The sequence below is a fragment of the Vibrio sp. genome (genome assembly GCF_038138445.1).
Classification (GTDB): Bacteria; Pseudomonadota; Gammaproteobacteria; order Enterobacterales; family Vibrionaceae; genus Vibrio.
Genome location: NZ_JAYQDQ010000095.1, coordinates 1 through 14531, shown reverse-complemented (window position 1 = coordinate 14531; position 14531 = coordinate 1). Strand labels below are relative to the sequence as shown.

11 protein-coding genes are annotated in these 14531 nt (G+C 42.3%); 7 read left to right on the top strand and 4 right to left on the bottom strand.

Translation table 11 applies throughout. The features are described from left to right. Nucleotides 1-54: 54 nt before the first annotated feature. The 4 genes from AAFM34_RS17875 to AAFM34_RS17860 all read left to right on the top strand — a co-directional run bounded on the left by AAFM34_RS17875 (nucleotide 55) and on the right by AAFM34_RS17860 (nucleotide 3827). Nucleotides 55-882, top strand: a complete 828-nt coding sequence (locus tag AAFM34_RS17875) for a hemin ABC transporter substrate-binding protein (protein ID WP_341665166.1) — start codon at nucleotides 55-57, stop codon at nucleotides 880-882. A gap of 9 nt (nucleotides 883-891) precedes the next feature. After that, nucleotides 892-1926, top strand: coding sequence for an iron ABC transporter permease (locus AAFM34_RS17870; protein WP_341665162.1), 1035 nt, complete (start codon nucleotides 892-894; stop codon nucleotides 1924-1926). After that, nucleotides 1926-2708, top strand: coding sequence for a heme ABC transporter ATP-binding protein (locus AAFM34_RS17865; RefSeq protein ID WP_341665159.1), 783 nt, complete (start codon nucleotides 1926-1928; stop codon nucleotides 2706-2708). The genes AAFM34_RS17870 and AAFM34_RS17865 overlap by 1 nt, the downstream gene beginning before the upstream one ends. A 423-nt stretch (nucleotides 2709-3131) precedes the next feature. Beyond that, entirely contained in the window at nucleotides 3132-3827 is a 696-nt protein-coding gene (locus AAFM34_RS17860) for a MaoC family dehydratase (RefSeq protein WP_341665157.1), read from the top strand. A gap of 33 nt (nucleotides 3828-3860) precedes the next feature. On the opposite strand, the gene AAFM34_RS17855 is transcribed toward AAFM34_RS17860, so the two are convergent. Next, nucleotides 3861-4679, bottom strand: coding sequence for a phosphate ABC transporter substrate-binding protein (locus AAFM34_RS17855; protein WP_341665155.1), 819 nt, complete (start codon nucleotides 4677-4679; stop codon nucleotides 3861-3863). Nucleotides 4680-4817: 138 nt separating this feature from the next. Between AAFM34_RS17855 and AAFM34_RS17850 the strand changes: the two genes are divergently transcribed. After that, entirely contained in the window at nucleotides 4818-5171 is a 354-nt protein-coding gene (locus AAFM34_RS17850) for a DUF3024 domain-containing protein (protein ID WP_341665164.1), read from the top strand. Between the two features lie 53 nt (nucleotides 5172-5224). Here the strand turns inward: AAFM34_RS17850 and rnb are convergent, their stop codons facing one another. Further along, nucleotides 5225-7210: an exoribonuclease II gene (rnb, locus tag AAFM34_RS17845; protein ID WP_341665153.1), complete on the bottom strand. Its 1986-nt coding sequence runs from the start codon at nucleotides 7208-7210 to the stop codon at nucleotides 5225-5227. A 498-nt stretch (nucleotides 7211-7708) separates the two neighbouring features. Here rnb and AAFM34_RS17840 point away from each other — a divergent pair, with 498 nt between their 5' ends. Then, nucleotides 7709-9610 (top strand): DEAD/DEAH box helicase, encoded by a 1902-nt coding sequence (locus AAFM34_RS17840; protein WP_341665151.1) that lies wholly within the window; start codon nucleotides 7709-7711, stop codon nucleotides 9608-9610. 44 nt (nucleotides 9611-9654) lie between these two features. Here the strand turns inward: AAFM34_RS17840 and AAFM34_RS17835 are convergent, their stop codons facing one another. After that, nucleotides 9655-10623 carry an ABC transporter substrate binding protein gene (locus AAFM34_RS17835; RefSeq protein WP_341665149.1) on the bottom strand — a complete coding sequence of 323 codons (969 nt, stop codon included), beginning with the start codon at nucleotides 10621-10623 and terminating at the stop codon, nucleotides 9655-9657. Nucleotides 10624-10751: 128 nt separating this feature from the next. Here AAFM34_RS17835 and AAFM34_RS17830 point away from each other — a divergent pair, with 128 nt between their 5' ends. Continuing rightward, complete coding sequence (locus tag AAFM34_RS17830) at nucleotides 10752-12686, top strand: ATP-binding protein (RefSeq protein ID WP_341665147.1); 1935 nt, start codon at nucleotides 10752-10754, stop codon at nucleotides 12684-12686. Between the two features lie 28 nt (nucleotides 12687-12714). On the opposite strand, the gene AAFM34_RS17825 is transcribed toward AAFM34_RS17830, so the two are convergent. Beyond that, the gene (locus tag AAFM34_RS17825) at nucleotides 12715-14265 is read right to left on the bottom strand and encodes a DUF3369 domain-containing protein (protein ID WP_341665145.1); all 1551 of its coding nucleotides are present in this window, start codon (nucleotides 14263-14265) and stop codon (nucleotides 12715-12717) included. Between the last annotated feature and the right edge of the window lie 266 nt (nucleotides 14266-14531).

The window sequence follows — 14531 nt, the reverse complement described above, 5'->3', positions numbered from 1 at the left end:
CAAGCCGATACCCCAGAAAAAACAATGCCGCTCACCTTAAGTGAACGGCATTAGATCGCTACGCTCTCCCTATTTATTATTGCAACATCAACGTCAGCAAATGAAAGAATAATTAGTGCTGGCAGTGCTGTTACTGAATTATTGATTGCACTTGGTAAGCAAGACCAAATTGTCGCAGTAGATATCACTAGTGAAGTTCCATCAAAGACTGAGCTACCCAAAATCGGCTATCACAGAAATCTTTCCGCCGAGGGCCTGCTTGCTCTTAATCCAAGCCTTGTTATTGGCTCTGATGAAATGGGTCCCAAAAATGTGTTAGACCAAATATCCAATGCCGGAGTCAGTGTTGATGTGATTAATTCATCACCCACACCTGAAGGCCTATTAGAACGCATCGATGACATTGCCTCGATCACTCACAGTGAACAGAAAGCACAAGCCCTCAAGACCAACATACAACAAACCATTCAAGCGCTAGAGATAAATCGCTCAACATTGCAACGAAAGCAAAAAGTGTTGTTTCTTCTCGTACATGAGGGTCGGCCCGCAAATGTTGCAGGCGCAAACACGGTGCCAAACGCAATCATTCAGTTAGCGGGTGGTTTAAACCCAGCAGCGCAAAAAATTGATTCGTATAAGCCGCTTTCTACAGAATCAATGTTAGAGATGCAGCCTGACATCATATTAGTCAGTGGTCGCAGCCTTGATAAGATTGGTGGGATAGAGACAATTTTTGATAAAATGCCTCTCCTTGCTGCGACACCTGCCGGAAAATCCAAAAATATTATTCCAATTGATGGACACGCAATCATTGGTGGTTTGGGTTTAAAAAGCCTTTCTGAGGCAGAGCGCTTAAGCAAAATATTCAGTACAGTGAAGTAGAGCTTTAATATGCTACGTCATATCTCCCTTTATTCAATACTCATTGTTTTAAGCTCAGTTATTTTACTTACCGCTGTCGGGTCTATTAGTGTCGGTCCCATGAATATCAGCTTCATGGATAGTCTAATGAGTGTCGCAACACATTCAAATCAACTTCCTGATCATATTCATATGGTCATCCATGAAATTCGGCTACCACGAACCTTGCTGTGTATACTCGTAGGTGCGATATTGGCAATTTGTGGCACAGTTACCCAAGGATTGTTTCGCAACCCACTCGCTGAGCCTGGCATTATCGGTGTTTCCGCAGGTGCTTCTCTCGGCGGAGCCATCGCGATCGTCCTGTTTTCCGAATACAACAGTGACTACCCAAATATTATTAATATTATTGCTGTACCCTTTTTCGCATTTTTGGGTGCCATAGTGGCCACTGGCTTTGTATATCGATTAGGTACTAACAAATTAGGCACCTCTATTACCATTATGTTATTGGCGGGTGTGGCGATAACGGCTCTATCATTCGCAGGCCTTGGGTACATGAATTTTATTGCCAATGACCAGATGCTGCGAGACATTTCATTATGGCAGATGGGATCGTTAGCCGGAGCGAGTTGGACCAGTATCTTACTTTGCGCCGCCACTCTTTTCCTATTGCTACTCTGCTTCACACTCAATGCAATGCCTTTAAATGCCTTGCTTCTGGGTGAAGCGGAAGCTGCGCATCTGGGTATCCCAGTGCAAAAGCTCAAGCGTTTGTTGATGTTATTGACTGCAATCGGGGTTGGGGTAGCGGTCAGTGTATCAGGCGTGATAGGTTTTATCGGGCTAATCATTCCTCATTTAGGACGTATGCTATGCGGTCCAGATCATCGTTCTCTAATACCAATATCAGCCTGCATAGGTGCATTGCTTCTTACCGTAACCGATATGATCTCACGTACAGTGCTTGCGCCTGCCGAACTTCCGGTAGGAATAGTGACCGCATTGATTGGCGCTCCATTTTTTATTTACCTCCTATTCCAGCAAAGAGGAAAGATTTTTTAATGAGTAGTCACGCACTTTGCGCAAACAATATCTCGATACGCGTAGGATCACGCCTCATCCTCAACAATGTGAGTCTCAAAATACGTTCTGGCGAAGTTACCGCCCTCTTAGGGCCAAATGGTGCAGGTAAAAGCACGCTACTAAAAGTACTTTGTGGTGAGAGACAATCCAACGCCAACATAGCCTATTTTGGTAAAGAAAAAAATCTCTGGGATGCTAGGGAATTAGCCAAACATTTAGGCATGTTACCGCAGCAAAATACGCTCACTTTTCCTTTCTCTGTGCAAGAGGTAGTAGAGCTAGGCGCAATTCCCCTAACATTAGCCAGTAACCAAGTACGAGATCTTGCCTATCACTACATGAGGGTAACTGACGTAATCCACCTAGCAGAACGGCTCTACCCATCTTTGTCGGGAGGAGAGAAACAGCGAGTACACTTAGCTCGTGTTCTCTTACAATTGGCCCAATCTGGCGAACGTAAAATACTAATGCTTGATGAGCCGACTTCAGCGTTGGATCTCACACATCAGCACAATACTTTATCCAAAATGAAGCAACTGGCAGATGAGAAAAATACGGCAGTAGTGGTGGTGTTACACGACTTAAATCTTGCGGCACAATACTCTGATAGGCTTGTCATACTGAACGATGGTCAATTAGTTTGCGATGCTTCACCCAAAGACGCTTTGTCCTCAGAGATGATTATGTCAGTGTATGGCTATCGCTGCATGATAGGAAAACACCCAATACTTGACTTTCCTATGGTTTATCCAGCTCCTTAAGATTGCGTTACCCAATGAGGAACAAATATTGCCGCCTTAGACTAACCATTCCTTTCCGCACTGACAAGCAATGAAGAAGGAAAAAAGTTTAAGGTATGATAAATAAAGCTAATAGCTCGAAAAAACTTGGTTCAGCCTATCTTGGCACGAGTTTTGTTTGGTAGGTTAGACAATGGATTGTCTAAATGCTCAGCGGGCAAAGGAACAATGAATAAATTTTACTCTCACACAAGGTGATTATCTAGTGTTTATACTCTAGTGATAATTATCTAATAAAATAATGTTTTATTGTTAAATGCTTGATACGCATAAACAATATAGCAATGAGGAAACATGTGTGCGCCCGAAAGTCGTTGCGCACAATTGTGAAGTGATTCAAAATTAACAAGTTGACGTATATTAATATCAGATTTCTGAGGTTTTATGAAAGTCGCAGACCTATTCAAACATCGTGGTGACAAGTCGCAGTCCGAATTTATGCAGTGGATGTCTCCTGCCGTGCGTGAATATTGGGACGAGTTTATACAAAAGACAAATAATCATCGCTATTTATTTGCACGTTTTTGGGATATGCAAAGGCCAGCGGTCAATGATGAGGTTCAGGCACCCAACGCGTCCAACGATGTTGAGAATAAACTCGTTGAATTAAAACCTGAAGCACAGGTACTTTACGATCAGCTCAAAGAGAAGCTTGACCAAGTGATCCACACGGGTGAGTGGCTTGAGATCTCTCAGCAACGTATTAATCAATTTGGTGAAGTCACCGAAGATATGCAATGGATACATACCAATCCAGAGCGTGCCGAGCTTGAGTCACCTTTCAAAACAACCATTGCACATGGCTTTTTAACTCTAGCTATGCTTCCAAAGCTGACAGACAGTGTCGACCCAGATCATTCCCTTTTCCCAACAGCCAAAATGGTGGTCAACATTGGTCTCAACCAGGTACGTTTTCCATATCCAGTCAAAGCCAATAGCCGCGTTCGTGCTGTCAGCAAGTTATCTAAAGTGACTCCTATCAAAAAAGGGTTGGAGATAGAACGTGAAATCAAAGTCGAAATTGAAGGGGTTAGGCGCCCTGGTGCTGTTGTTGTCTCAGTAATACAACTTCATTTTTAAGGAGGGGCTAACTTCCCCTCCATATCTGATCGGCTATTTGCTAATTGGCGTATAGCCGTATTCACGAATTAGGCTTCTTGCCTGCTCTCCTTGTAAGTATTGTACAAACGATTTCGCTTGTTCATCTATCTGAGACTTTTTATACAACACCAAGAAAGGTCGAGAGAGACCATACTTGTTTGTCGCTATAGTCTGAGTGGTAGCTTCAACTCCATCAAATTTAATCGCTTTTACCGAATGGTCTACAGATCCTGTTGATATAAAACCTATCGCTTGTTTATTATGACTGACTAGAGTTTTAACCATACTATTACTATTAACCACCAAATTATTTTGACTGATTGAGGAAACTTGTCGGCCATTGATAACTTTAGTGAGGCCAAGGAGGCTCTCAAAGCTATATCTTGAACCAGATGAAGCCTCTCTTGTGACTACCGCAATTTTTTGATCAGGCCCACCGACTGAGTTCCAATTAACGATCTTGCCCTTATATATGTCAAAAAGTTGCTCTCGGCTGATATTTTTTATCGGGTTGGATTTATTCACAACCACAGCTAAACCATCATAAGCTAAAGAAGTAACGGTAAGAGATTCGTCTTGCTCGCTTTCAGTCAAATAACGTGAGCTCATACCTATATCAGCCACTCCTTTTTTTAATAAGGTAATACCTGCGGTTGAGCCGATACCTTGGACAGCAATGTAAGTACCTGGATTTCTTTGGTGGAAATCTTCAGCTAAAACGTCCATCACACGGGCAACAGAAGTCGAGCCTGAAACATTGACCTCACTTGCTACTGCAAGGTTAAGAGTTAAATATGCGGTTAATAAGACCGTGGAAACGGTGCGAATCATAACAACCTCCGATTCAAATAAAGAGCATATACTGATGTCATGATATTTAGGTAAGATTACATTTTTGTGAAAAACTATACAGACGGGTTAAACTCATCTAATTAAAATATATCGAAAGAATCAATGCTCGAGGTCAGCATGGGGCTGGTGAGTTTACTGCAAAGACAAGTAGAAAGCAGGGCACAGAGTATCTGTTCTCAACGAAATAAAAGCCGGCCTGCTGAGCTAGGTAAAGCAAGCTACGAAATCACAGAAAATGGTGTTGTTTTTATTAAGCAGCACTTTTTACTTGATTCAACACACTGCCATTACATGTTGCCTGTTGCCAAAGTGGTATGGAGTCAAGAGGAGCATATTTGGTTGTTATTAGTCCCAGACAATACAACTGAAACACTCTGGGTTCCTTACCCATATCTAGCACAAAGCAATGACTTAACGGCAATAATGCGTGAAGTTGGCAAAGACCCAAAATCAGTTTTTTGGCAAAACTAACCGTTTGGTACGAGGGATAAGTAAGAAATATACCCTTACTTATCCATTTTTCTTTACTCAGCCTCTTTCATCTCAGTAAATACTTCTACGGGCTTAGCAACAATACTACGTGTTTCTTGATTTACCTCATTAAGTATTACTTTAATAATATCACCTGCTCGGTAAACGACCTCATCGTCAACGGACACTAATCCTAGCTCCGAATTGCACTTTAAGCGTTCTTTATTGGCCAATATAAGAGTGCTAGGTATAAATGCAACTGCACCATTTTCGAGTAAGCGAACACGCACACCAGCTCGAGAAACATCAAAAATCTCACCATGAAACATTGTGCCTTTAACTGGTTCTTCGGCTAAGGTACGCGCATATAGCCAATCCGCTACATGACGTTCAGCCGTTTTATGATGTTTGCGATGAACAGCTAACTCATCACCAAGCTCACCGTCAGCAGTTTGAATCGCTGCTTTACCCATAATATGAGCTTTTAACATTCTATGGTTGACCATATCTCCATATTTACGAATCGGTGACGTCCAAGTCGCATACAGCTCAAGTCCCATTGCGTAATGAGGTAGAGGTTGGTTGCCAATTTCACTGTAAGCTTGATACTTACGAATGCGGTGTTCGAGATAACTGGTATCTTGCTTGGCTAACCAACGGCGAAGCTCAGAAAACCCAGCTAACGTAGCAATACGCTCTATGGTAAAGGTTTGCTCGCTGTTTTCGCTGTTGATAAGATCGATAACATCACCTGGCTTATCCTGTTTGAAGCCAGAGTGGGTATTGAACACACCTGAGTCGAAACTGGATTGAAGAACTTTTCCTGCGCAAATATTTGCAGTAATCATGCACTCTTCAACTATTTTGTTTGCGCTGCGGCGAATATCGGCATGGATAGCAATAACATCATTATCTTCGCTAAGTTCAAAACGATAGTCTGGTCGATCTGGGAAAACAACCGCATTTTTCTCGCGCCACTGAATTCGAGCCTGCGAGCACTCATAAAGTGCGTTTATCACTGAAGCCTTACTGCTATCAGGTTGCCACGACTGTGACTCGCTATTTTCCAGCCAATCTGAAACATGGTCGTAAACCAAACGCGCATGAGATTTCACAGTAGCGGCAAAAAACTTAACGTCATCGCCTATTTCACCATCTGGCCCAATTTTAACTGAACAGCAAAGCGCTGGTCTTAATTCATTTTCAACCAAAGAGCACAAGCCGTCGGCTAACTCTCTTGGCAGCATGGGAATATTGCGCCCCGGCAAGTAAATAGTAAATCCACGCTGACGTGCAACTCTATCCATATCAGAACTTGGAGTGATATAGGCGGTAGGGTCTGCGATGGCAATTGTCAGTTCAAAACTTCCATCCTCCTGCTTTTGCGCATAGAGAGCATCATCCATATCCTTAGTAGAAGCACCATCAATAGTAACAAAAGGCAGGTGCGTCATGTCTATACGTTCAAGGTCGACGTCGTCTTCAATTTGCCAGTTTTCTATCCCAGGAGGCTCCGTATTAGGCAAGTCATTTTGCGCCAATGTAACCCACCAAGGCGCTATTTTGTCATCAGCGTCCGTAATCTTGTTTGATATTTCGACCAAAAAACCATGGTCATCAACTAACGGATGTTGTATTAAGTGGGCAACAACCCAGTCACCTTCCTTCAAATCGTCCCGTTTGAGTCCCTTTATTACCCTAGCCTTGAGTGATAATTTTTTAAGTTGCGGGTAATCTGGAGTAACGTTTAACTTGCCTTTGAACCACTTAACTCGACCAATAAAACGGTTAACACCCTGCTCTAATAAGGCTTCTGGCTCAGCAACTTCCCGATCTTTTTCAGTGCGGATAATCGCGCTTACCTTATCCCCATGCATACATTTCTTCATGTAAGGCGGCGGAATAAAAATACTCGTTTTATTATCGACTTCCAAAAAGCCAAAGCCTTTATCAGTCGCTTTAATCGTGCCTTCTTTCTTGGGAAGGTTTTCTTGTATTTGCTGCTTCAGTTGAGCCAGTAGAGGGTTATCTTGGAACATGTAAACTTCTTAACTAATTCGTTTTATGTTCTGGATGCATGACATAGAACAGTGTACCGTCGCTGAATTATACCAATTTACGGCCATCAGCCTGTAACAATCACATCCAGTAGAGCCAATTTGTTGTATAACATTTTACTAGGTAATGCCATTAATGTATATCGCAGAAATTGGCCAGCTAAACATACAAATTTTATTAATTAATCATATATATCAATAACAAAAGCTAAACACCCTAATTTGTATCAAATCGGCATAACACTGTGTTTACCACCTCCTATTCAATTTAAGCTAGGAAAAAATTGTGATGTATTTCAATTTTTTCTGGATTTTTTAGTGCTTTTAAGGAATAATTCGCCCCCCTTAGATATGTCCCTAGCGGCTTGATGCGATTTACGACTTATCCGCATCTGAACGGATTCAGCACTCACTGGATTGGTAATGGAATTGGTAGAGCTCGTGGGACCTTTTGTTGACATTTATTTTAGTAGGATCCCAATGACAGATTCTGTAATTCAGTTTAGCGACTTAGCGCTAAATGACTCTATCCTTTCTTCTCTAGATGGAATGGGCTTTGTATCACCAACTCCGATTCAAGCTGCTGCTATTCCTCATTTAATGGAAGGCACAGATGCACTAGGTAAAGCCCAGACTGGTACTGGCAAAACCGCAGCATTTTCTCTTCCACTACTGAACAAGCTAGATCTAGCTCAACGTAAGCCTCAGGCCATAGTTCTTGCACCAACTCGCGAACTAGCGATTCAAGTTGCTGCCGAGATGAAAAACCTAGGCCAAAATATATCCGGTCTAAAAGTGCTTGAGATCTATGGTGGCGCATCCATTGTTGATCAAATGCGAGCGCTTAAGAATGGTGCGCACATTGTTGTTGGTACACCTGGTCGTGTTCAAGACTTGATCAACCGCGAACGCTTGCATCTAGACGAAGTACATACATTTGTTCTCGACGAAGCAGACGAAATGCTAAACATGGGCTTCGTCGATGATGTTACAGAAATCATGGAGCATGCTCCTGAGTCTGCCCAACGCGTTTTATTCTCTGCAACTATGCCTCCAATGCTAAAAAACATTGTTGAGCGCTTTTTGCGTGAGCCAGTGACAATTGATGTCGCAGGTAAGAATCACACTGTAGATAAAGTTGAGCAGCAATTCTGGGTTGTAAAAGGTGTCGAAAAAGATGAAGCAATGTCTCGCCTTTTAGAAACCGAAGAAACTGACGCATCTATTGTATTCGTTCGCACTCGTCAAGATACAGAGCGCCTAGCAGATTGGTTATGTGCTCGCGGCTTTAAAGCTTCAGCGCTACATGGTGATATTCCACAGTCTCTACGTGAGCGTACTGTTGATCATATCAAACAAGGTGTGATCGATATTCTTGTTGCAACTGATGTTGTTGCTCGTGGTCTAGACGTTCCAAGAATTACTCACGTATTTAACTATGATATTCCTTTTGATGTAGAGTCTTACATTCACAGGATTGGTCGTACAGGTCGTGCAGGACGTAAAGGTAAAGCGATCCTTTTAGTTCGCACCAATCAGATCCGCATGCTTCGTACTATCGAACGTGTGACTAAATCATCGATGGAAGAAATCCAACTTCCACTGCGCGATAAAGTGGCAGAAGCTCGCTTAGTTAAACTCGGTGCCGAACTAGAGCAAGATAAAGAGCATAAATCTCTAGAAAAATTCACTGAACTGGTAGAAAAGCTTCAAGAGACATTAGAGATAGATGCAACTACACTGGCTTCAATCTTGCTTAAGCGTCAGCAAGGTAAGCGTCCATTGTTTTACATTGGCGAAGATCCGATGATCCAAGCAATCGAACGCGACAAACAACGCCGTAAAGAACGTCGTGAAGGCGGTAGAGACGGCCGTGGCAGAGATCGCGATCGCAGCTTCAACAATCAAGATTGGGATACATACCAGCTTCAAGTTGGACGTGAGCAAGGTGTTCAGGTTAAAGACATCGTTGGCGCATTAGCAAATGAACTTGGTCTGACCAAAGGCTCAATCGGTGCTATCAAACTTGCACAAGGTGAAACTTACGTTCAGCTACCTAAAGCAATGCCTTCTGAAACTGCAGGTAAACTGCGTAAACTACGTATCCGTCAAAAGCAGGTCGATGCTGTAGTGTGTGACTTTGACGATTTCCGTGAGCCTCGTGGGCGTCGTGACTCAGGTCGCGGTCGTGATGGCGGACGTCGCGATGGTGGTTTCCGTGGTAATCGCGAAGGTGGTCGTCGTGAAGGCAACTTCCGTGGTAACCGCGAAGGTGGACGCCGTGACGGAGAACGCCGATTCGATCGCAACCGTGGTGGCGATAATCGCGGAAATTATCGCGGTGAACGTGGTCATAATCGAGACCGCCGCGCAGAAGCGTAAGATATTAAATAAAACAAAAAGCCCACCTCATGGTGGGCTTCTTATTAGTTCATCACATTCCAATGCGATGGTGGGGTAAGTCCCCATCGCTGTATCTCTTTTTCAGAGTATATTGCTCGACCTTGCTCACCAATTGCAATAGGAAGGTTGTTGGCATCTTTTCCGGCTAAAATATCGTTCACAAGACCTGCCACCTGTTTACCTTGGCTCTCTCCGAACAAGACTACTCCTCCACTGGCTTTACCCTCACCAACAGCAAAATCCCAGAATGCGAACAACGGTATCTTAGAGTTCTCATTCGTCCAAGCTAAGATTTCAGGAGCGGGAACGCTATTACCATCCTTGTCAACTAAAGTATGATACAGACCAACAATAATAACCGAAACACCATCGTCTTGGGCACTGTTTACCATCTTCTGCCACTCTTCTTTAGTTCCTATCAGAAGTATTTCTGCCTCAAATTTTAGGTTTCTCTCTATTAGCTCATATTGCTTTTTAATATGCTTAGCCGCTTCCTGAGAGGTGACTCCTGAGTCAAACATAACTCTAAATTTATGCTTTTTCTTTGGCAGCATTTGGCTAAGATCACGAATATTTTTTACAAATAACGGCAACTCTAGTACGCCTGTCACTTGAGCTTGACCTTTATATTTTCTCAACAGCGCACGAGGGTTGGAATTGATGCCTAAGAATACTATCGAAATCGGCTCCTGATACAGTTTAGGCAGCATATATTTCAGCGCATTATCGTCACCTAGAATGACAACTCTTGGCTTTACTTCCTCATAATATTCGAATGCTTCATTGGCCTTAGTCTCAAATTGATCAACAGGAACTCGTTTTGTATCCATCTGGAAAGTATGCAACTGTGCAGAAGATGACATCGTATCCTTAATACCCTTTATATAACTCACATCCCATGGGTATTCAGCATGATAGCTTTCTATTAGTAAAACTTTTTCTGCTTGCACACTACCTGTTATCAAGAGCAAGCAGAGCATTAATGCTCTCATAATCGCCTCCGACAAACTGTAAATGCCCATATAGTTTAGATGGAAATACAAAAGTGAACTGATTTTATTCTTGATAAAAACTGATAAGTGCAAGCTATACTCAATTGAAAACATCATCTTTGAGTATTATGAGCCGAAGCAAAAAAGTAGAAGAGAGTATTAACAACCCTTTGCAGAGCCGAATAGGACGGCGAATCATTCTATTGATGGTGACATTAAGTAGTTTTGTTACGTTATTCACCACAATATTGCAGCTGTCTTGGGACTACAAAAAAGAATTTAATGATGTTGATCAGCGGCATATAGAAATACGCGATGTCCATGCTGGATTGCTAGCTTCATCTCTGTGGTCATTCGATTTAGCCGTCTTACAAGAAAGGCTTGACGGTCTGGTCAACTTACCTAAGATTGACTTCCTAGAAGTAAAGTCGGGAAACTATACATTCAATTCAGGAGCGTCAGCCAAAGGAAACGTCGTTCATGAAACCTTTGCATTGACATATCGCGACCCAGAAGATGGGCACTCTGAACAGATTGGGACTATCTATGTCGAGTCAAATGCCCAAGAGATATATAACTACCTTCTTCACCAATTCATTTCAACCTTGATACTTAACGCTCTAAAAACTACTCTTGTCTGTTCAATTATGCTGCTGATCTTTCACGAAAGTGTAAACCGACGCATATTCCAAATTGCTCAATATTTACGTGCTTTCAATCCTAGACATCCAAGCAAACCTCTTGTTCTTATCAAGAAACGTTGGATTTCAGAGAAAGATGATGAGCTGGATTGGCTTGGCGAAGGTGCAAACAAAATCAGCAGTAATATTACACTGCTATACAACAATATTAAGGAAGAACAGGACAGGTTAGCCGATTTTACCAACGTATCTTCAGACTGGTTATGGGAAACAAATGAGCTTGGGCAGCTAACCTATTGCTCAGATGCGATGAAGGAAGCCTTGTCTTTGGTCGCTGTCCAGGGTGTCTGCTTGGCCGACGTTGAAGCCCTTGAAGGAGCTGACCATTTACACAAAGTGATAGCAAGACGTAACGACTTCAACCAAGTTGAAGAAAGTATCACCATAAACAGCATAACACTACACTTACTCTTTCAGGCTACGGCTCGTTATGAAAAAAGTCAGTTTTTGGGGTTTCGGGGCACAGCTATCAATATAACAGAGCTAAAACTGACTCAAATCGAGCTCGAAGAACTCAACCAAAACTTGGAGCGTATGGTTGCCTCAAGAACGCTCGATCTCAAACAAAGTATGGAGCAATTGCAAGATGCTCAAGATAAGCTCGTAGAATCAGAGAAACTCGCTGCTTTAGGTGGATTGGTAGCAGGGGTCGCACATGAGGTCAACACTCCGCTAGGGATAGCCGTCACGGCGACTTCTGTTATTCGAGATGTGACTGGTGAATTGAATGCGGCATTCGCTTCGCAAACCTTAACAAGTACCCAATTTGAGTCCCTAATGCAACGGATGTCAGATAGTAGTCAAATGCTTGAACATAACCTAAATCGAGCAGCCCAACTAGTCAGAGACTTCAAACAAACAGCTGTCGATCAGGTTTCTGAAGCACGTTCTCAATTCAATGTTTCACAAGTTATTGAAGCACTTTTGGCAAGCTTGCATCCAGAAACTCGCAAAGTACCAGTCGTACCGACCTTAGCGGGTGACAATGCTATCGTAATGAATAGCTTGCCTGGTGTACTAACACAAATAATTTCAAACCTTGTTATGAACAGCATTAACCATGCTTTCGAAAACCAGCCTCAAGCGGAAATATCGATCAATTTTTACCAAGAAGAAGATTTGATTATATTCGAATATCGCGATAACGGTGGTGGTGTTGAAGAGTCGCTACATCAAAAAATATTTGAACCTTTCTACACAAGCAAGCGAGGTTTAGGTGGCTCTGGGCTTGGCTTAAACCTAGTGTTTAACTTAGTCCATCAAAAACTGAAAGGAGAGTTGGAATTCAGCTCTAAAGTGGGAGATGGAGTATTTTTTAAACTGAGAATACCCCTTAATTTACCTTTAGAGACAACAAGCTAATTCGAAGAATAATATCAAATTAGGAAATCTAATCAGGAAGAGACTCCCTAATCTCTAGAAACTCATCCCAGTGCTTGATGAGCAACTCAACCAATTTAGGCTCAAACTGTTTACCTTTCTGAGCAACAAGCTCCGCCATTATTTGATCATCCGACCATGGTTCTTTGTAGCTGCGTTTGGAGCCTAAGGCATCAAATACATCGGCTAATGCAGTAATTCGCCCAGCGATGGGAATATCGAGCCCTGATAAACCATTGGGGTATCCAGTACCATCCCATTTTTCATGGTGGTAGCCTGCAATCTCTTTTGCAACTGTCATCAGTCGACGCTTCGACTTGCTTAAAATATCGACCCCATAATCCACATGCTTTTTCATGATCTCCCACTCTTCTGCATCTAGCTTGCCAGGTTTATGGAGAATGGAATCGGGTACTGCGACCTTACCCACATCATGAAGTGGAGAAGCATGTTTGATCATAGAAGCATCATATTCACTTAAACCATATAAGGTCGCAAGTTTTTCACTAAATAGAGAAACCCTCTGGACATGAGCGCCTGTTTCTTTGCTTCGCGCTTCTACAGCATTAGCCAGATTGTAAACAAGCTCTTTAGAAGTTTCGCGGATATCCAACATCAAGCTTAAATTCTCGAATGTTAAACCTATATTTTGCATATAGATTTCAAGTAATTGCATATCAAGCTCTGTCAGCTCGCGATTAACATTAACATACAGTATACAATCAACACCTTGTTCATCGTGAGAGAACAAAACGTAAGCGTCACCAAAATTCTCAGATTCGCGAGATTCAAACACTTGTTTACACCGTGTCGCCACCTCAACAGGTAGTTTCTCGAACGTACATTCACTGTAAGTGTCAACAAAAGAGCCAGTAGCAGCCAAAGTCATAGCGCGAGATTCTTCTCCATCTGGTCTTGGCTGAACAATACAGTAAAGCGCGGAGTTATCCAGCTTTAATAGGGAAGTCAACTGTTCTAGAACTGAAGTGGCATAGGTTTGAAGGGTCGTGGTATTTTGAACACATGCGGATGCTTCAATAACTTTACTCAGGCCTTTTTTTTGCTGCTCTATCAAGCACAAATCTCGATAAGAGCGCAGCATAGAATAAAGTAGTGTTTTCAGCTTCTGTGTAGTCAGTTCTGTCTTTTCTTTATAATCATCGATATCATACTCACGGATAACTTTGTCTTCTGGAGCCTGACCAGCTTGACCAGTTCTCAATACTAGCCTTACTAAACTGTTTCCTAAGGTACCGCGAATGTACCTCACTAAGTCTAGCCCCGCATGCTCTGTTTCCATAACTACATCTACTAAGGCTAAAGCAATATTATCGTGCTGAATAAATAACTCTCTTGCTGAACCTCCTGAGTAAGCAGAGATCAACTCAAGTTTGCGCCCCTCAAATTCAAAATCGGACAAGGCAAGCTTAGTCACTTGATGCATTTGTTCATCATCATCAATGAGGAGGACTTTCCAAGGAAGCACGGCCTGCTCAGCTAGTTTGTTAGCATCACCTGCTTCCGGCTGATCTGACTGTAGGTGGTCCGCAAACAATTCCATCGATCCTGTTACCTCTGTTCACACTTCTCTACTTTTAGGTTTAGCACAAACTGGCAAAAAAACCGAAAAATACGCTTACTCTCAAATCGAATTTAAACCTAGTTTTTTGCCCAAAAATATCAAGATTTAAAGAGCAGATACAAAAAGTTATTAGTATATAAGAGAGTGTTAATATTGATAACTCTTCAGGGAGTAGTCTATGTTTTACGCGTAGCACTGAGGAATCCCCTGATAATTTAGATAAAAATCATCAAGTTAAGGTAGAT